Below are 18,723 nucleotides of genomic sequence, written 5' to 3'. Positions count from 1 at the left end.
AATACGCGCTGCACTATTCGCTCATGTGTCCACCAGCAGCCCGGGGACTTGCGGAAGCGATTGTCATTAGGATAGGCAAACCTAAGGACATCCTAATGACTCTGATCGTGGATCGAGGACGTACGTGGACTTCAACAGGCGTCAGGTGTTGTGGGCCGGCGGAGCGATAGGCGCGGCGGCACTGCTTGCCGCTTGCTCAGGGGACGGAGACACCTCGGCCAAGGCCAACGCCGCGGGCACCAAGCCGAAGAAGGGCGGCACCCTCCGGGTCGGCGCGCTCGGCCGCGCTTCGGCCATCACCAGGGACCCGCACGGCACACAGGCCAACGAGAGCGACTACCTGATCATCTCGCTGGTCCACGACACCCTCACCACCCCGGGCGCCAAGACCAACACCGCCCCCCGGCTCGCCTCCGGCTGGCAGGCGTCGGACGATCTCAAGACCTGGCGCTTCACCATCGCCAAGGGCGCGAAGTTCCACGACGGCGCTCCGGTCACCGCCGAAGACGTCGTCTGGTCGCTGCGCCGGCTGCGCGGCACTCCTTCCGGCGCCTCCCGGCTGCCCGGTATCAAGGCCGAGAACATCAAGGCCGATGGCCCGGCCACCGTCGTCCTGGTCTCCGACTACGCCAACGCCGAACTGCCCCTGCTCACCCGTCTGACGACCTTCGTGCTCAAGAAGGACACCAAGGACAAGGAGATCGAGAAGGCACCCGGCACAGGCCCGTTCAAGCTGGAGTGGTTCCGCTCCGGCAATGCCCGTCTCGTACGCAACGAGGACTGGCACGGCGGTGAGGTTCTCCTCGACGCCATCGAGGTCAAGATCTTCGAATCCCCGCAGGCTATGGCCAACGCCCTGCTCGCCGGGCAGATCGATGTCGCCTCCAACGTCGGTGCGGTCGCTGCCCGTACGGCCGCGAGGCGCAAAGACATCCAGATCGTCCGGCGCCCCAACGACATGGCGATGCCGATCGTCATGCGCACCGCGTCCGGCCCGTTCGCGGACCCGAAGGTGCGCGAGGCGCTGCGGCTGGCCGTGGACCGTGAGGCCATGGTCAAGCAGGTGCTGTCCGGTTACGGCACCGTCGGCAACGACATCCTCGGCACCGGCGACCCCGCCTACGCAAAGGACATACCCCAGCGCGTCCGTGACCTCGCCAAGGCCAAATCACTGCTCAAGGAGGCGGGCTTCGACACCTCCAAGACGTACAAGCTGCTGACCACCGAGGACATCTCCGGCCTCGCCGAGTCCGCGACCCTGTTCGCCACCCAGGTCCGCGAGGCCGGTGTGAAGATCGAGGTGGTCAAGCAGGAGTCCGCCACGTTCTGGGACAAGACCTGGCTCAAGGGCGACCTCTACACGACGTACTGGGGCACCAACGACTCCGTGGTCTTCCTGGCCAGCAAGACGATGGTCTCCGACTCCGGCCAGAACGAAGCCGGCTGGAAGAACACCGCGTTCGACGCGGCGTACCGCAAGACCATCGGTACCAAGGACGCGGCCGCACGCGCCAAGGTGCTGCGCGGCCTTCAGCAGATCGAACACGACGCGTCCGGCTACCTGTTGTGGGGTGTGGCCGACGGCATCGACCTGGCCGCAACCGCGGTGCGCGGCCTGCCCACGCTGCCCGGCTACGGACGCGTGCAGCTCGAGCGGGCATGGCTGGCTCGCTGAGCAGTCCGGCGACGCAGTCCCCGACCGGGTCGGCCGCAGGAGAAGACCTCCGGCCGACCCGGCCCGTGCTGTCCTGGGTCCTCCGGCTGGGCGGCCTGCTCGCCCGCCGGGCGCTGCTGCTCGCCGTACTGCTCGCCACCGTTTTCGCCGCCGTCGAACTGCTGCCCGGCGACGCGGCCAACGCGACCTCGGAACGCGGCGAGAGCGCGACCGATCTCGCACAGCGACGCGAGCTGCTCGGTCTCGACCGCCCCGTCCTCACCCGCTTCACCGACTGGATGACCGGCCTGCCCGTCGGCGATCTCGGCACCTCCGCCCGCGGCGAGTCCGTCGCCGACCTGCTGTCCCGCCCCTTCCCCAACACCCTTCTCCTCGGCGGTCTTGCCCTGCTGACGACTCTCGCCGTCTCGCTCGCACTGGGCTGCTGGGCGGCACTCAAGCCCGGCGGTAAAGCCGACCGCGCCGTCTCGGCCACGGCCACCGGCGTCCTCGCGCTGCCCGAATTCGTCGTCGCCGTCGCCCTCGTCCTGGTCTTCGCGCTGTGGACCGACTGGCTCCCCGCCGTCACTCTCACCGATGCCGACGGCTCGCCCGCCTCCTGGCAGATGCTCGTTCTGCCCGTACTGGCCCTGTCGATCCCGCAGATCGGCTGGAACACCCGCATCGTGCGCGCCGCCCTTGCCGACGAGGCCAAGGCACCGCATGTGGAGACCGCGGTGATCGACGGACTGCCGCGGCACCGCGTCCTCATTCACCATCTGCTGCCCGGGGCGACGCCCACCATCGCGGCGGGCATCGCCACCTCGACCGGCATGCTGCTGGGCGGTGCCGTCGTGGTGGAGACCATCTTCAACTACCCGGGTATCGGCTCGGTGCTGGCAGGGGCCGTCACCGACCGGGACAGTCCGGTCGTCGCAGGCGTCGTCGCCGTCACAGGGGCCGTCATCACCGGCGTACTCCTGCTCGCCGATCTCGTACGGGCCTGGGCTTCCGGAGGCCGCATATGACCGTCCCCGAACGGGCTGTACGCCACCGCCCACGACAAGCCGTCGCCCTGCGCATCCTGCCCGCGTTCCTGCTCATCGCCCTCGCCGTCGCCGGACCCTGGCTGGCCCCGCACACCATCGACACCCCGGTCACCGCTCCGTACGCCGAACCGGGCGGAGGAACACCCCTCGGGGGCGACCAGCTCGGACGGGATGTGCTCACCCGACTTCTCGCCGGAGGTCGTGAACTCATTGCCACCTCCCTCCTCGTAGCCGTCCTCGTCACCGGGGTGGCCGCTCTGCTCGGCGCGGTCGGGGCCCTGCGTCCGGCCGTCGGGCGGATCGTCGAGCGTTCCGCCGACGTCCTCATGCTGCTGCCCGCCGTGCTGGGCATCCTCCTGGTCGCCCTGTCCTGGCCGGGCGGCGGCCGGTTCGCCGTGATCGCCGCCGCCGTCGTCATGGGCGTGCCCTATGCCGTGCGGCTCGTCGCCGGCGCGGCGGCGCCTGTCGCCGCCTCGGGCTACGTCGAGGCGTCCGCGGTCGGTGGCGAGCGGCTGTGGCATCTCGTGGTGCGCGAAGTCCTGCCCAACCTGCGCGCCACCTTGCTGGCACTCTTCGGGCTGCGCTTCGTCGCCGCCGTCTATGTCGTGGCGACCGCGGGATTCCTGCAGGTAGGCCCCCAACCACCCGCCGCCGACTGGGCGCTGATGATCCGTGAGAACGCGGGTGGGATCGTCCTCAACCCATGGGCCGTGCTGGCTCCCAGCATCGCCATCGGCCTCCTGGCCATGAGCGTCAACCTGGCGGCCTCGGCACTCGTCCCGCAGACCGGCCGGAAAGCGGTGACCGCGCTGTGAACCACATGCCCCACTGGTACCCCGAGGGCCAAGTCCCCTCCGCCGAAGCAGCGGTGAGCGTCACGGATCTGACCGTCACCGCCCAGGACGGCCGCCTTCTGCTGGAGGGCGGCAGCCTGGAGGTCCGCCCCGGGCGCGTCACCGCGCTCACCGGCCCCTCCGGCTGCGGCAAGACCACGCTGCTCCGGGCCGTGGCCGGTGTCCTGCCGCCGGGCGCGCGGCGAACAGCCGGTGGTGTCGAGGTCCTCGGCCAGGACGTGCTGTCGCTGGGCTCAGCAGAGCTGCGCGCGCTGCGCCGCCACCGCCTCGCCTACCTCGGACAGGACCCGGGCTCCGGCCTCAACCCCCGGATGAAGATACGCCGCCTCCTCGGCGAAGTCGCCGTGGACCGCAGCCCTGAAGCAGTGCGTGCCCTGCTCGCCGAGGTCCAGCTGCCCACGGACAACGGCTTCGTGGGACGTCGCTCCAAAGAGCTCTCCGGTGGCCAGCAGCGGCGCGTGGCTCTGGCCAGGGCACTGGCCCGCCATCCGGCCGTACTGCTCCTCGACGAACCCACCGCCGGCCTCGACCCGGCGCTGCGCGACGAGATCGCGGAACTCCTGCGGCATCTGGCGGTCGATCACCAGCTCGCCGTCGCACTGTCCTGCCACGACGCGGACCTGGTCGCCCGGTTCGCGGACGACGTCGTGGATCTGACCCGAGGCGCGACCGCACCGCCACCCGCCCCGCGCACGGTCGACCGGCGCCTTCCCGAAGGCGGTCCGACCCTCGAAGTGTCCGGACTGCACGCGGACTTCGTGCAACGCGGGCGCCGTGTCCCCGTCCTTCATGACGTCGACCTCGCCGTTGTCGCCGGATCCAGCACGGGCATCGTCGGTGCCTCCGGCTCGGGGAAGACGACCCTGGTGCGCGCCATCGTCGGACTCCACCGCCCCAGCGGCGGCACGGTCACTCTCGACGGAGTACGCCTCACCCCCTCGGCCCACGGCCGTACCCGCGAACAGCGCCGACGCGTCCAACTCGTACCGCAGGATCCGCTGGGCACCCTCAACCCGAGCCGTACGGTCGGCGCGGCGATCGGCCGCCCGCTGCGCCTGCACCGGCGCGCCGACCGCGAGCAGGTCCCGGCCCGCGTCCTGGAACTCCTGGACCATGTCGGCCTCCCGGCAAACTTCGCGGACCGCTACCCGCACGAACTCTCCGGTGGCCAGCGCCAACGCGCCTCCATAGCCAGAGCACTGGCGGCGGACCCCGATGTACTGGTCTGCGACGAAGTGACCTCTGCCCTCGACGCACCCACCGCCGGTGCGATCATGGACCTGCTCGAGGGCCTACAGGACAGTCGCGGCCTCGCGCTGGTGCTGATCAGCCACGACCTGCGTCTCGTCGCGAGCCGTACCGACACCCTCCTCGTCCTGTCCGCCGGCCGGGCCGTCGAATCGGGCCCCACCCAGCAGATATTCACGTCCCCGGCGCACGCGGTGACGGCCTCCTTGATGGCCGGCACGGTCCAGCCGACCTGAGGAACCGACGACCGACCGGTCTCAAGCCCGCCCGGTGTGGCGCGGTCTCCATGTGTACTGCACTTTCGCCACGGCAGGCCGGTCGAGACCGTGGTGGCCGTGGTCAGGACCGCCAGCCGAGTCGGCCCCCCGCGCCGGGCACCCGAGGACACACGGAAGCCGACCGCCGGGCCGGCCGTATGTACGTACGCCCACAGTTCCGGCGGGCAACATCGCTTTCCCGCGTCGGTCATCCTCCGGGTGAGGGGTGCATCGCGCGGATCCACGCCACGCCGGTGAAGCTCTTGGCCTCGACATGAATCTCCACGCGCCGAAATCCGGTGGCCGGCAGGCCTTCGTAACCGGTGGCGACCAGATCCTGGTACAGCGCGTCGGAGAACGCGACCACCAGGTGGGTGGAGTGGGTTTCGGCGAGTGCACTGCGTACGGGAGCGGAGTCGAGGACGCGGAAGAGGGCAACCACGGCGGAGCCCGCGTAGCCGCTGTCCGCCTCATGGACGATGCCCTGGTGCAGGCTGGCTCGCATACGGATTCTGCCGGGGGCCCGCACGTCCGCGGCACGCCCACCGGGTTTCGTCCTGCCCTGGGCGATGGCCGGCGTATTGGCCACGGCCAGGCCCGCGGCCAGGCCGTCCAGGAGCCCCGGCACGACCCGTGTCTCGTCGATGCCGGGCTCCAGCACGAGCAGATAGCCGTCGCCCTGGGCCTGCCGGCCGCAGCGCCGCCACTCGATGCCCGCCTGCTCGCAGGCGGCGCGCAGGGTTCGCAGCAGGACGCGCTGCAACCGGACCATGTCCGCGTTGTCACGCGCGCTGTACTTCTCGATGTCGACGGCGAGGCAGAGCCGCCGCAGGCCAGGCGGCAGTTCCTCGCTGTCCGGGCCCTCCTCGCCGTCCGCAGAGGCGCCGTCCTCGTATGCGGAGAGCGCCCAGGCGCCGGGGAGGGCCCCGAGTCGCGCCGGCGGGGTGGCGGCCGGCCAGATCTCGGCCACCTGGAGCCGGAACGGTGTGTCGTACGGGGTTTCCGCCTCCCTGCGCAGAAAGGTCCCGCCGAGCATGGGCTGCACGGTGACCGTGGTCAGGCTCAACCGGCCGGACACCTCGGCCGCGGTTCTCGGCAGGCGTACGACGGCCTGTGCCCAGCGGCCGTCGGGGCGGAGCGCGCCGCTGCGTCCCGGGGCCCGGAAGGTCCAGCGGAGCCTGCTGCTGCCGAGTCCGAACGCGGCAACCTCCGTGCCGTCGGCACCGGTGGTACCAGGGGCCGGATGCAGGGCGAGAGCGTGCGTTGCGCCATCGAGCCGGACGGCGACGGTCACCTGCTGGTAGCCGCGTCCGTCCGGCAGTTCCTCCAGGTCGAATGGGAAGCAGAGCAGGATGTCACGGTGCGCGGCGGCTGCCGCGGCGCCGTCGTCTGTCGCCCCGGGGAGGTCCGCCCCCGGAAGGGCATAGCCGAGAGGGCGCCCCAGGGAAGCACCGCCGATCCGGTCGTGGACGGGTTGCCCCCCCTTGGACACCGCACCGTCGACGGCGAACAGATCCGTGGTCGCCAGCACGTCGTCATGGGCCTGGTGGTCGTGGGCCTGGTGGTCGTGATCCGGGGTGACAGCCTCCACGCCGTCCTGTTCCTCGTACTCCGTACGCTCGTCCCCCACGTTCCTGACTCCCCATCATTTTCTGTGCGGTGAGCACCTCTTGTCAGTCGCCCGGCTCCGTCAGACGGGCGGCGTGGTGCAGTCCGGCCGGGGACAGGACGGTCACCCGGCTGTAGCCGACCCGGATGACTCCTTGCCCGGCCAGTGCCCCGAGCACGTGGTGCACGCGGCGTTCCTTGGCGCCGACCAGTCCGGCGATCTCCGCCTGGGTGAGCCGCGGCCCGATCAGGACGTGGCCGCGCGAGGGCTGCCCGTAGTCCTCGACCAGGTCGACGAGCACCCGGGCGACCCGGGTCGCCACCGGACAGCCGCTGAAGTCGCCCCGGCGCCGCACCGACCACCGGTTCTTGCGCACCAGCATCCGGCTGACCGCGAGGGCGGTGGCGGGCCAGCGGTCGAGGCAGCCGAGGAAGTCCTGTTGCCCGATGCGGCGGGCGGCCACCGCGCTCGCGGCGGTGACCGTGGCCGACCTGGGGCGGTTGTCGAAGGCTGCGAACTCTCCCACCAGATCACCGCCGAGCCGGACGGCCAGCAGTGCGATGTCGCCGTTCTCCGTGACCGCGGTGACCTTGGTGACACCGCTCAGCAGCAACAGGACGAAGGTCTCGTGCAGCCCTTCGGCCAGCAGGATCTCGCCCGGTTCGTACAGGCGTGGAGTCCCCAGCGAGAGCAAGGTCTTCGCGGCCTCCGGGGAGCCGGCCAGCTCCGCCAGGAGGGTGCCGTGCGGCCATCGGTCGGCGGAGCCCGCGCCTTCCGCGTACTTCTCCGGCATCACGGCCACCCCCCGGGCCTCTCGGACTTCTCCGGCACTTACGGCAAACCGATCGTAGCCGTTGAGACATGGTGAACACCCCTTTTCCCACAGGAGAGTTGTGGCTGGCGGCCTTCGGAATTCCGCACCGCTGCGGAGTGGGCGACACCGCGGTCGGTGCATGCTGTCGGCACGGGGGACGGCACGGGGACCCAGGCCGTCGGCGGCCGACCGGGTCCCCGTAGTCCCCTAGCTCGCACCGCGGGCCGCGCTACTGGCGGAGTTCAGGACCTCGGCTCCCGAGCCAGCCGCACATCCGGGGAGCCCAGCAGGGTGAACCCCGCCCAGTCCACCGGCCGCGTGTGACGGCGCCTGGTCTCCCGTACGGCATGGCGCAGCGCTTCCCCGGTGGTCGCTCCCGCCGCGAGGTGCTGGTGGAAGGCGGTCATCAGGCGGGCCGTGGCCGTGTCGTCGACGGGCCACAGGGATACCACCGCACAGTCCACGCCTCCTGCCAGAAAGGTCCTGGCCAGGCCGAGGTTGCCTTCCGGCGAGAGCCGGCCCCAGCCGGTCCGGCAGGCGCTGAGCACGACGAGGTGACAGCCCGACAGGTCGAGCGGCTGGATGTCGTCCGCCCGCAGGTACGGACCGCCGGCGCCGCTGTCCTCCGCGCCGGCGGGGTCCGCCGGGGCGCTCGGCGAGAGGCAGAGCGCGCCCGGGATCCGCAGGGTGTCCTCGCCGGGAAGGGCGTGCGTCGCGAAGTGCGCGAACCGGGCGTACGGCAGCCGGTCGAGGACGGCTTGCCGGGTGGCCCGCGCGCCGAGCAGCGCGGGGGCGTCGTACAGCTCGGCGATGGCCCGGGCCTCCCGTTCGGCGGCGGGCAGGGCGGGCAGCACGGGTGTGGACAGCCCCGGCAGCAGAGGTTCCGTGGGCGGGTCGGGGTTGCCGACAACGAGCGCCTCGGACGGGGCGACCGTGACGGGCACGGTGCCCTGCCTGCCCGTGGGCTGCAGACGGACGGAGGGCGCCATGGCGACGGTGTACCGGTCCACCAGAGGTGTGTTGTCCTTCAGCGGCAGCGCGTTGAACGGCACGTAGTGGAGAGATCCGTCGGGCACGACCACCAGCCGCCGCGTCCCGGCCGCTCGCAGGTCTTCCTCGACGGGCCGCAGAAGGGTATCGGCGAGCAGGCGCAGGTCCGCGTCGGTGATGTAGCTCCGGTCGGGGTCGGCGAGCGGGCGGCTGTCCCGTCCGGCGGCCGGGACCGCGGCTCCCTGGGACAGTGCCCGCAGAAGCCGGGACTCCGGAGCTTCCGCCGCCGGAGCCCGTTCGCCGCCGCCGGCGACCTGGCCGAAGGGGATCCCGCGGGCATCGGGCGAGTCGGTGAGAATCTCGTCGGCAGGAGCCCCGTCGGCGGACACGGCGCCCGGCATCGCCGAGCCGGTGCCGGAGAGGTCGACTTCGTGGTGCCGCCGTGTGCCACTTGGGGAGATGACCCAGACATAGGCGGTGGTGGCGCCGCTTGTCACGCTGGGGCGGGCGGGCCCGAGCAGGCTGTAGACCAGAGTGACCGTGTTGTGCCGCGTGGCCAGTTCGGACAGCTGCTGTGCCGTCCGTGCTCCCGGCGATGCCGGGGCCTGCGCGGTGGTGTCGGCCCTGGAGGATCTTGTTACCAGAAGACGCTGTTCGAGCAGAAGGCCGCGGACCCGCTCCGCGGCCTCCAGCGCGCCGTCGGTGTCGTGACGTGCGACCCGGCAGCGCTGGAGGGCCCGGTACACCTGGGCCTGTTCTCCGAGCAGGTCGATGTGCTCCCTCTCGCTGCGGGTGGTGGCCCGCACCCGCTCCCACAGCGTCACCGCCTCCAGCAGGTGGCCCTCGGCGTCGGCATGCTCGCCCCGTACGTGAAGTACGGTCCCCAGCGTCAGCAGCGCGACGGCGACGAAGCTCGGCCCCTGGCCGCCGCGCGCCGTGTGCACAGCTCGTTCCGCCCAGGCGAGCGCCTCGTCCATGGCATCCATCACCGCATGGGCATTGGCGAGATTGACGGCGCCTGAGGTCATGACGATGGCGTCGCCGCGCTCGGCGGCCTCTGTGTGAGTGCGGGTCAGCAGCTCCACCGCCTCCGACATCTGCGTCGGCTCACCGCAGAAGACCAGGGAGATGGCGAGTCCCTCGCGAATCTGCGCGAGCCCGGGATCGTGCTGCTGAGCTGCGCCCGACATCAGGGAGAGTGCCTCGCGACCCTTCGACACCGCCTCTTGAAGGCGGCGCTCGCGTCGCAGCACAAGTCCCTGAAGTCTGAGGGAGGAGGCAAGCAGCCGTATGCGATCGGCCTCGGAGGATGCCCGGGCCAGCCGCTCGGCCTCGGCGGCGCAGTCCCGGGCGGTCGCGCCGTCGCCCACCGTGTTGGCGGTGATTCCGAGGCTCAACAGCTCCTGGGCGAGCTCCAGCCCGGTCCCGGAGGTCCGTGCCGTCTCGGCGGCACGGGCGAAGGCCGTGAGGGCGCCTCCGATCTCTCCCTGGAGCAGCTGGCACTGTCCGAGCCGGTGGAAGCAGTCCGCGGTGAAGTCGGAGTCGTTCTGGGCAACCAGCTCGAAGACCTGCCGCACGACGTGCTCACCACCGGTGAGGTCACCGGTGCGGTAGAGCGCCTCGGCCAGAGCGAGCAGTGCCCTGATCCTGGTTCTGCGCACCAGAGGGGTGTTGCGCTTCATGCCGTGCAGGAGGGAGAGGCTGAACCTGCTGCATTCGGCCTCGTCGGAGTAGCGGGCGAGCTGTCCGGCGGCGGCCGCGGCGTCCTGCCAGCAGGCGGCGGAGAGCAGCCGGTCCGAGAAATTGACGGCGGCCTCGCGGTACAGCGTGTACGCCTCCGCCCAGCGGCGCTCCTCGGCCATGCGGTCCGCCTTCCTCATACGGACCATCGAAAGCAGCTGTCTCACGCCTCGGACTCCCGCGACTGCGGCAGCGCGTCCGCGTGCACGGTCCACACGCGGTAGTGGAACTCCTCGCCCACGTCCAGCAGTTGGTCCCGTACGCCGTACCAGAGCTCCTGCAGCAGCGCGCCCAGGGCAGGATCGGTCGTGCACGCGGACCGGGAGGGGGCCTCCCGCGAGGCCAGGCCCCTGAGGTCCATCGGGCGGTCGCCGACGAGGAGATGCACGGTCTCCGGCCGCGGACCCTGCGCGGGCACGTCGGAGGGCCAGTAAATCCTGACGGAGGCCGTGGTGCGGGTGCTTCGGTGCTCGTCCCCGTAGGGTTCGAGCCGGTAACCGCTGGGCTGGTCGTTGGTCACCAGGGCGGTGCGGCCGCTCAGCCCGACCCCGATCACCCAGAAGTACAGGGGCACACCGGAGAGGTTGGCCACCGTGACGCGGTAGCTGTCACCGCCGTACAGCCGCTCGCCCACCGGGCGCAGCATCCGCCAGTCGCCGCTCCCGGCCGGATGCTCGGCCTCGAACCGCACCTCCAGACCGGCGTCCAGACGGCCGGCGCCCTCCGGATCGCGCAGGCTTCGTACGCGTTCGCCCCGGGCCAGCTCCTCCAGCAGGGCGGTCAGCCGGGCCGGATCCGAGTGCGCGGTACCGGCGGGCTTCCGGAAGGGATGCCCCTCCGCGTTCAACACTTCACACCTCCCGGGCTGCGTCGCGCGCACGGTGGCGAAGGCATCCCGCTCGTCGTCGGTCTCGGCCAGCCGTGGGCAGCGGGCGAGTTCCTTGCGCAGCGCCTCGGCGAAGGGGGCCCGGGCGTCTATGAGCACATTCCGGCGGTCGTGGACCCGCACCACGAGCGCGTACGCGCCGGGCGGAAGCGCCGCCGTGCGCAGGTCGCCCGCCAGGGACGGGGAAGCGGCGGACGGCGTCGTACGCAGCAGCGCGTCCCCCGCCTTCATCGCGTCCACGGTCGCCGGTACGGAGAACTCGTGGCCGGCGTCCTTTTCGTGACCGCCGGGGAACATCATGCTGACGCTGTCCTCGAGGCCGAGCCCGAAGACGGCGCCGCCGGGAACGACGAACCGGCCGTCCCGACGCACCAGCGGGAGCCGTTCGGGCTCGGAGGGCTCCTCCAGGGAGAACGGCAGCCGCCCCGAAGGTCCTCCGGCGTCGGGCCACTGCCGTACCTGCTGTTGTTTGATGCGGTCGCGGGCGTGTGCGACCAGCACCGACCAGGGCACACGTGGGTGCCGTCGTGGATCGAGCACCTTGGCCAGGGCCGCGGTGAACACGCCCTGCCGCCCGGCTCCGGGGCGGAGTTCGGCCTCGTACGCCGAGTCGTGCTGCTGGCATGCCGTCAGCCGTACGACATCCGGGACCAGCGGGTCGCCCGGCCGGGAGAGAGCGGCCGCGCGCTCGAGCCCGGCGCCCCGGGCGACCCGGGGCAGCTCCACCGACTTCAGCGCCCACCGGCCGGACTCCTGCGCCGCCTCCCGTACCGCGCCGCCGGAGTGACAGCAGTCGAGGATGACGGTGACATTGGGGGTGACATCGGTGAGGGTACGGACGGCGGCGGTGAGCTCCTCGGCCAGATAGCCGCGGAAGTCGGTGGGAGTGCTGTCGGCCATGTCGACGGGCACCAGGTACTGCAGTTCGCCCAGCAGTGCGCCGTGCCCGGAGTAGTACACGACCACGCCGTCGCCCGGCCTGGTGGCGGCCCGGAGCCGGCTCAGGGCCTCCTTGATACCCGCGTAACGGGCCAGCTCTTTCGTGCGGGTCACGATGTCCGTGAAACCGTGTTTCCGCAGCACTTCGTGCATCAGCCGCACATCGGCGTGCACCCCGGTCAGCCCATAGGTCTGGGCGCCGATCAGCACCGCTCGCAACGTCATCTCATACCCCCACATGGATGAAGGGCGCCCAGTGGTACGGGTGCCGGTCGTCTGCGTCCGGATTGCGCAGCGGTTCGCTGTCCCGGGCTGCGGCCCAGGACCGGGCGCGGGACGCAGGCCCCGGCGGGACTCCGGCCCGGTCGGTCAGCGCCCGGAACTCCTCGTCCCTTTCGGCGCCGGACAGGTCGCGCACCTCCCGCTGTGCGCGGGCCAGCGCCCCCCCGACGGATGCTGCCGGGTCCTGTACGAGGTGCCGGTATGCCTTGGTGACGACCAGACAGCCCGTGCTGTCCCGGACCGGCCAGAGCGAGACCACGGCATGCCGCGCCCCGGTGATCAGGGCGGCCCGGGTCAGCCCGAGGACATCGCCGCCCGCGGTGGCACTGCCGCGCCCGGTGTCGCAGGCGGACAGCACCAGCAGCCGCGGCTCATGAGCGGCGGCCAGCAGGTCGGCGAGGCCGAGGTGGTCGTCCCCGGCGAGCGGCAGCCGGCTGCGGTTCGGGGCCAGTTCGTCCACCAGACCGTGCGCGGCGAGATGCAGCACCTCGCAGCCGGGCGCCGCGTCCAGCACGTTGGCACGGGTGGCGTCGGCCCCGGTCAGCAGTCGGTGACGGGGCAACAGCCGGGCGATCTCGGCGGTTTCGGCGGCGGTGCCCGGCAGCTCCCGAAGCCCGTGCCGGGGGTGGCAGGCCGGGGCGCCCACCAGGAGAGCGCCGAGCTCCGACCAGGGCCCCTCCGGCGCCTGGTGCCGACGCCGGGTGAGGAGCGAGGCCGCGGGAAGGTACGACATCTCGTGGGTGGCACCGAGTGCATCACCGTTCCAGGGCAGGACGTGGAAGGGCAGCAGCGAGAGCGCGGCCGGGGGAACCACGATCACCCGCCGGTAGTGCTGGAGTTGAACGGCGAAGGGCCGCAGCAGCAGCTCGGCCAGCTCCCGGCCGTCGGCTTCGCCGGCGCTCCCGCCCGCCGTGGAACACCAGTCGTGGAAGCGTCGCGCGGCTGCCACCAGGGCGTGGGCCCACCGTGTGTGGCGCTCGGCGAGCAGCTTCTCCCGGGTCATCGCCCAGGCGACGAGGGCGTCGTCGAACAGGTGGTAGGCGAGGAGCAGCGTGTCGGGAGGCAGTGCCGCGGCCACGGCGGCGGCGTCCGGAAGCGCGCTGCCGCCGGACGCGGTGAGCGCGGCCGGAACCAGCCTCCGTACCTCCGCCTCGGCGACATCCAGCGCCCGCTCCGCCGTCTCGATGCGCCCCCGCCGCACTTCCTCTTCCGTCCCGCCGGCCCCGTGCGTCCACGCACCGGGTTTCCCGAGCGCCTCGTCTTCCGCGACCGCCTCCTCGTCTTCCGCGACCGCCTCCGGCCCGCTTCCCGCGGCCCCGGCCTGGCGTCGCGCGCCCACGGGTGCCGTCGCACCGGCGGCGGGCCGTCCGCCGCCTCGGTCGGACGCGCCGGCCGGGCCCGGCGGGACCGGCCGGCTGCGGATGGTGGCCGCGTGTTCCTCGAACTCCGCGGACCAGCGCACCTCCGCTGCCAGCCAGTTCCTGACGGCCGCGCGGGCGGCCCGGTCCGTGCCCGCGGCGTCGAGGGCGTGGACGGCGCCGAGGAAGCCGGCGCGGCTCCGCTCGGCCCGGTCGAAGGCGGCGGCGGGCGCGGCCGGGCCGCCGAGTGAGAGGAGGGAGAGCACAGCGGTGTGCTGCAGGCCTGCCACCACTTGGTCGTCGGCGAAGGAGGCGCGCAGCGCGTCGCGGGCCAGCCTGACGTGATGTTCCTCGTAGGCGTCGAGTCCCAGCACGGCGTGGCCGGCGGCCTGGCCGTACGCACCCCGCGCCAGGGCGAGGTCGGCATGAATCCCCGGCCGTTCCCAGGGGTGGTCCTGGTCCGGGCCCCCTGCACCGATGAACGGCACATGAGGCGCGGCGCGTTCGGGCCGGCGCAGACGCAGCCACAGTCCGGCGGCCTGGATGGCGGAGAGCTTCGGCTCGACCGCCTCCATCTCGGCCCTTGCCCTGCCCCATTCGCGCAGATCGACGTGAACGGCACAGCGCAGGACGCGCCGGATCATCTCGTCCGGGATCCGCCCGGCCTCCCCCAGGGCCTGCCGGGCGAGGCGGTCGGCCTCTTCCTCCAGACCTGCCGAACGGGAGCGGCGGGACCGGAAGAAGGTCTCCTGGGCCGGGCAGGACGCGAGGTCGGAGCGGAGCACTTCGAGGATCGTCCCCACCGATTCGACGCCCGCCGGGAAGCGGGTTCCCACGTCGATCGCGAACTCGATACGGGATCGCGAGGCGGCCATCATGTCGGGGTCCCGCAGGGCGGACGCCTGGTCGTGGAAGATCTTGGCGCAGTGGATGACGCCGAGGCAGTCCGCCAGTTCGGGCGGCGCGCCCCGTTCGGTGCCGCGCCGGAGCCGTGCGAGACGGTCCTTCTGCTCCAGGTCGGTCAGGACGATGCCGGCCAGCCGGTGCCGGGCCCGCAGGTAGGTGCCCGCCACCGGGGCCGCCGCCGTGCCCTCGGCGGTGCCGTCCGGCTCCGGGGTCAGGCGGTGAGCCAGCAGTGCGGCCCGCCTGCTCCGGACGACGTCCCCGTGCGCACCCCAGAACTCGGCTCGCTCCAGGACGAGTTGCCGCAGGCCGCGCAGCCAGGACGTGCTCCCCGCCGTACTCGCCCAGCTCACGACGGACTCGACGGTCCCGGCCTCCGCCCCCGGATCCGTGTGCGCCCCGGACTCGGCGCCGGCCGCGATGAGGTCGAGCTCCTGATGGACACCGAGTAGCGCGGCGTACGCTCCGTCACCCGCCGCGACCGCCAGCTCCCGTGCGCGGACGACGGTTCTGCGGCATTCATCCAGGTCGTCCCGGAGGCGATGGATGTGTGCGAGGCGCAGCAGCACCGCGGCCCGGCCGCGCAGCGATTCCGCCTCCTGGTACGCCGCGCCGGCCCGCTCGTAGTGCCCGGCAGCCAGGGACAGCGTTCTTGGGTCCGGCGGCTCCGGTACGGCGGCGCACTGTTCCGCCGTACCCGGCGTTCCCAGACACCAGTCGCCGGAGAGAAGCGCGGCGAAGCCGGCGGTCGCGGGGCTCAGGGCGCTGTGCCCCGCGTGCTGCAGCAGTGGTGCGGCCGCCTCCCGGTCGCCGGCCCGGACGCGGAGGTCCGCGGCGAGCAGCAAATGACAGGCCACGGCATCCGCGTGGCCGGTGGCGGCGATCTCCTCGTACAGGCCGTCGAACCACTTCAGCGGTTCCAGGGTGCCGGCCGAGAGATCCCGGTCCGTCCGGCGGACGCGCATTCCGTACTGAACCGCTCGCGCCTGGGCGTCGGCCGCCCGCGCGGCGTGTCCGAGCGTCATACGGGAGGAGAGCAGGACCGGAGCGAGCCGTCCCGCGAGGTGCGCGCAGAGCCGCAGCCGCGGGTCGGTGACCGCGGTCGTCCCTTCCTCGATTCCCTGCGCGGCCCTGAACCGCGCGGCCTCCGCCTCGGGCCGCAGGGGCACCAACGAGGTGCCGGGCTGCCAATTGCAGTCCATGGCGACAGCGGCGGTCCGCAAGGCCCGCGAGAGCGGCGACCGCTGTGACGGCCGCACGTGATCGTGAGCCCGGGGCGGGGCGGTCCCTCCTGAGCCGCCCGGGGTCGGTTCCTCCAGGAGGGCCAGAGCCCGCTTGGGTTCGCCGCCCGCGAGTGCGGCCGCCGCCGCGAGCCATGTGCCCAACGGCTCGTCGTCCTGGGGGGCCACCTCGGCGGGCCGACGAACGAAGGGATCGGTTCCCCGCTGCTCGATGAGCAGCAGAGCGGTCAGCCGTCCGACGGCATCACCGTTCCCGCCATCTCCCGCCGCGATACCCGGCCCGGTTTTGGCCATGGCTTACCCCTCCCCCTCACCCCCCGCATTCCGCGTCAGACGGAACGCCAGGTCGCCGACCGTAGCGGCAGATACGCGGAATGGGCCATGCCCGCGGATTCCACAGACCGCCCCTAACAATTCCGATCACTCAATCGGTCATTGAACGACACGTTCAGAATCAATTCGCAGGCAAAGCAAATAGAGACCTGACATCGCCCGAACCACCTGCCGAGCTGCGTACATCTGTGCCACATGAGACGTCGGCCGCCACACGATTCCTTGCCACCCTGGATATCGCAGATCCCCACTACCAATTCCGCAATACGACTGGTTGTCCCCCGCCGACCGATGGCATATTTCAGACCCGGTCAAGGCCCGGCGGGGGGAGCACCATGGGTTGGCTGGAACAATGGCGCGGGCCGTCGGCCCGCGCTCGCGGCCATGGCACCACCACGGTCGCCGGGCACTTCACAGCGGGCCCCACACACCACGAACCCAAGCGCCTCGCGGCCGAGTTGCGCGATCTGGCCGGCCACCCGCTCTGCGCGGTGCACGGCGATGCGCTGCGCCGTCTCGCGGACGCGGTGAGCAGCGGCAGCGAGGACGAACTGCGCATGTGGGCGGGCGGCGGACTGGTCGCCGCGTACTGCGGACCGGACGCGCTCACCGCCGTGACCTCGCCAACCGCCACGGAGTCCGGCCGAGCACGGCGGCTCCTCCATGCGCTGCCCTCGGTACTCGTCTTCACCCCGCTGCTGGTCACCTGGGCAGGGCTGGGGGCTGCCGCGTACGCATACCAGCGGATGCGGGACTCCGGCGGAGGCACGGGCGCCGGAGCCGGCCCGTCCGAGTCGTTCCTCACCCTGTGGCAGCAGGGCTTCGACGGCCATCTCTGGCCCGTCCTGCACTTTGACATGATGATCGTCTACACCGTCGTCGCCCTGCTGGCGCTGATGGGCACCACCGTGCTGAGCCGCCTCAGGGACGTGGCGGAGGAGACGGAACGGCGGCTGATCGTCCCACGCCTGTCGGGGGCACTCGCCCAAGTCGAGGCGCTGGCCGCACGAGCCGCGCACTCCTCCCCCGCCCTCTTCGCCCAGGAACTCCAGGGCGCGGCCGCGGGATTGCGGGCCCTGCTGCTCCAGACGGCCGATGTCCAGGAACGCGCACACGACCTCCTCAGCGAGGCCGGTACGGCCACGGAGCAGCACCTCGCCGCCGTCAAGGCCCTGGAGTCGGCCGTGGCGGAGCTGCGGGCGGGAACATCGGACGTACGGGAGTCCGTCCACTCCGCCACACAGGCGGCCGGCGAGGTGGCGGCCGGTACTCGGCTGCTGACCGACGAGCTGGCCAAGTCGGGCACCGCCATGGCGGAAGGCGTGGACCGCGCCGGCCGGCTCGCCGCGGAACGGATAGGCGGCGCCGGGCAGCTGACGGCCGACCGGATCGACCAGGCCGCGCGCGAGGCACGGGAACGGGAGACCGCGGCGGCCGGCCGCACGGCGGAGTGGATGCGCCAGGCCGTGCAGGAGGTGACCGGCGCCCTCACCGCCGTGCGCGGCTCGACAGCCGAGTCGGCCCAGGTTCTGACCGCGACACTCGGCGGTCTCGACCGCACACTGGCGGTCCTGCCGGCCGCCCTCGAACGCGCGGCCGCGGAGGGCGCCGAACGCATCGGCACCGCGTACGACCTCGCGGTCGCGGCCCTGGCCGTCTCCCTGCGCGAGGAAGTGCGCACCGTCACCACCGAACTGGCGGCGCGCATCGCGGAACTGCGCGAAGCCACGCTCACCCAGCAGAACGGCCAGACCCGGGCGCACACCCGGCTGCTGGAAACGGTCGAGAAGTTGCACGGCGCTCTCCGGTCCCTCGCGGACACCCTGGCCGCGGGGCCGCCCGGCCGGCCCTCAACGCCGACGCTGAGCCTGCCCCTGCCCGGACTCCGTCCACCCGCCGGGCAGGGACCGGGCTCCGAACGGAAGTCGGCCCACCCCGAACCCGCCGACGATCCCCGGAGCGCGCGGGTGGCCGGCGAGGGGGGCCGATGAGGAGGAACGGCATGTCGGGGGCGCGGGTGGCAGGGTGGCTCTTCGCCGATCTGCTGCTGGTCATGGTGGTCGTGGCGCTGGGCGGCGAGACGACGACAAAGGGCGCCGGTGCGCACATTCGTCCGGAGCTAACGGCAGGGCCCACCGGCACGCCGGCGCCCGCGGTCTCCACCCCGGCGCCGGGCACCCCGGCCGGCGGGCTCGATCCCCACACCAAGTCCATCTCCGTACGCACCGACCCGGGAGACCTCGTCGGCGGCTCGGACGCGGCCGCCGCGAGCATTCGACGCCAAGTCGTCCGGAAGGCCGAGCAGTTCCAGGGCGAGCGGGCCGCCTTCGTCATCGTCTTCGGCAACGCCGGCCGGCTGCCGGGCGGCGCGGTCGACACCCGGTCCAGCACGGAGTACGCCGAGGCCGTCGCCAGACTGCTGCCCTCCGCCAAGCCGGATTTCTTCCCGCCCTACGACGAGAAGATCATCCGCAGCTACCACAACACGGACCCCCGAGTTCCGTCCGGCACCGCCGAGATCGAGCTGTTCTTCCTGCTCCACTGACCCACTCACCGCACTCACCGC

Annotated in this window: 11 protein-coding genes; 6 read left to right on the top strand and 5 right to left on the bottom strand. The window is 72.2% G+C overall.

From position 1 onward, the window contains the following. Nucleotides 1-124 precede the first annotated feature (124 nt). The 4 genes from OG966_RS35220 to OG966_RS35205 are packed head-to-tail and all read left to right on the top strand — an operon-like array spanning nt 125 to nt 5,041. Nucleotides 125-1,675 carry an ABC transporter substrate-binding protein gene (locus OG966_RS35220; protein WP_326654121.1) on the top strand — a complete coding sequence of 517 codons (1,551 nt, stop codon included), beginning with the start codon at nt 125-127 and terminating at the stop codon, nt 1,673-1,675. Beyond that, nucleotides 1,660-2,682 (top strand): ABC transporter permease, encoded by a 1,023-nt coding sequence (locus OG966_RS35215; protein WP_326654120.1) that lies wholly within the window; start codon nt 1,660-1,662, stop codon nt 2,680-2,682. Before OG966_RS35220 ends, OG966_RS35215 begins: the two co-directional genes overlap by 16 nt. After that, on the top strand, nt 2,679-3,518 hold the full coding sequence (locus OG966_RS35210; RefSeq protein ID WP_326654119.1) for an ABC transporter permease: 840 nt from the start codon (nt 2,679-2,681) through the stop codon (nt 3,516-3,518). The genes OG966_RS35215 and OG966_RS35210 overlap by 4 nt, the downstream gene beginning before the upstream one ends. Continuing rightward, the gene (locus OG966_RS35205) at nt 3,515-5,041 is read left to right on the top strand and encodes an ABC transporter ATP-binding protein (RefSeq protein WP_326654118.1); all 1,527 of its coding nucleotides are present in this window, start codon (nt 3,515-3,517) and stop codon (nt 5,039-5,041) included. The genes OG966_RS35210 and OG966_RS35205 overlap by 4 nt, the downstream gene beginning before the upstream one ends. Before the next feature lie 229 nt (nt 5,042-5,270). Here the strand turns inward: OG966_RS35205 and OG966_RS35200 are convergent, their stop codons facing one another. The 5 genes from OG966_RS35200 to OG966_RS35180 all read right to left on the bottom strand — a co-directional run bounded on the left by OG966_RS35200 (nt 5,271) and on the right by OG966_RS35180 (nt 16,118). After that, on the bottom strand, nt 5,271-6,692 hold the full coding sequence (locus OG966_RS35200) for a hypothetical protein (protein WP_326654117.1): 1,422 nt from the start codon (nt 6,690-6,692) through the stop codon (nt 5,271-5,273). Between the two features lie 43 nt (nt 6,693-6,735). Next, nucleotides 6,736-7,464 carry a Crp/Fnr family transcriptional regulator gene (locus OG966_RS35195; protein WP_326654116.1) on the bottom strand — a complete coding sequence of 243 codons (729 nt, stop codon included), beginning with the start codon at nt 7,462-7,464 and terminating at the stop codon, nt 6,736-6,738. A gap of 263 nt (nt 7,465-7,727) precedes the next feature. Continuing rightward, complete coding sequence (locus tag OG966_RS35190; protein ID WP_326654115.1) at nt 7,728-10,382, bottom strand: CHAT domain-containing protein; 2,655 nt, start codon at nt 10,380-10,382, stop codon at nt 7,728-7,730. Next, on the bottom strand, nt 10,379-12,265 hold the full coding sequence (locus tag OG966_RS35185) for a caspase family protein (RefSeq protein WP_326654114.1): 1,887 nt from the start codon (nt 12,263-12,265) through the stop codon (nt 10,379-10,381). Before OG966_RS35185 ends, OG966_RS35190 begins: the two co-directional genes overlap by 4 nt. Nucleotide 12,266: 1 nt before the next feature. Continuing rightward, nucleotides 12,267-16,118 (bottom strand): CHAT domain-containing protein, encoded by a 3,852-nt coding sequence (locus OG966_RS35180; protein ID WP_326654113.1) that lies wholly within the window; start codon nt 16,116-16,118, stop codon nt 12,267-12,269. A gap of 374 nt (nt 16,119-16,492) precedes the next feature. On the opposite strand from OG966_RS35180, the gene OG966_RS35175 reads away from it, so the two are divergent. Beyond that, nucleotides 16,493-18,148: a hypothetical protein gene (locus OG966_RS35175; protein WP_326654112.1), complete on the top strand. Its 1,656-nt coding sequence runs from the start codon at nt 16,493-16,495 to the stop codon at nt 18,146-18,148. Between the two features lie 11 nt (nt 18,149-18,159). Next, the gene (locus tag OG966_RS35170) at nt 18,160-18,702 is read left to right on the top strand and encodes a hypothetical protein (RefSeq protein ID WP_326654111.1); all 543 of its coding nucleotides are present in this window, start codon (nt 18,160-18,162) and stop codon (nt 18,700-18,702) included. Nucleotides 18,703-18,723: the final 21 nt, after the last annotated feature.

The organism is Streptomyces sp. NBC_01750 (assembly GCF_035918095.1).
Classification (GTDB): Bacteria; Actinomycetota; Actinomycetes; order Streptomycetales; family Streptomycetaceae; genus Streptomyces.
The sequence above is the reverse complement of the archived record's forward strand: the minus strand, read 5'-3'. Positions and strand labels throughout refer to the sequence as shown.

Excerpts from the sequence above, each read along its gene's own strand:
- OG966_RS35175 (WP_326654112.1), top strand. The coding sequence starts at position 16,493 with ATGGGTTGGCTGGAACAATGGCGCGGGCCGTCGGCCCGCGCTCGCGGC.
- OG966_RS35170 (WP_326654111.1), top strand. The coding sequence starts at position 18,160 with ATGTCGGGGGCGCGGGTGGCAGGGTGGCTCTTCGCCGATCTGCTGCTG.
- OG966_RS35210 (WP_326654119.1), top strand. The coding sequence starts at position 2,679 with ATGACCGTCCCCGAACGGGCTGTACGCCACCGCCCACGACAAGCCGTC.
- OG966_RS35185 (WP_326654114.1), bottom strand. The coding sequence starts at position 12,265 with ATGACGTTGCGAGCGGTGCTGATCGGCGCCCAGACCTATGGGCTGACC.
- OG966_RS35180 (WP_326654113.1), bottom strand. The coding sequence starts at position 16,118 with ATGGCCAAAACCGGGCCGGGTATCGCGGCGGGAGATGGCGGGAACGGT.
- OG966_RS35195 (WP_326654116.1), bottom strand. The coding sequence starts at position 7,464 with ATGCCGGAGAAGTACGCGGAAGGCGCGGGCTCCGCCGACCGATGGCCG.
- OG966_RS35215 (WP_326654120.1), top strand. The coding sequence starts at position 1,660 with ATGGCTGGCTCGCTGAGCAGTCCGGCGACGCAGTCCCCGACCGGGTCG.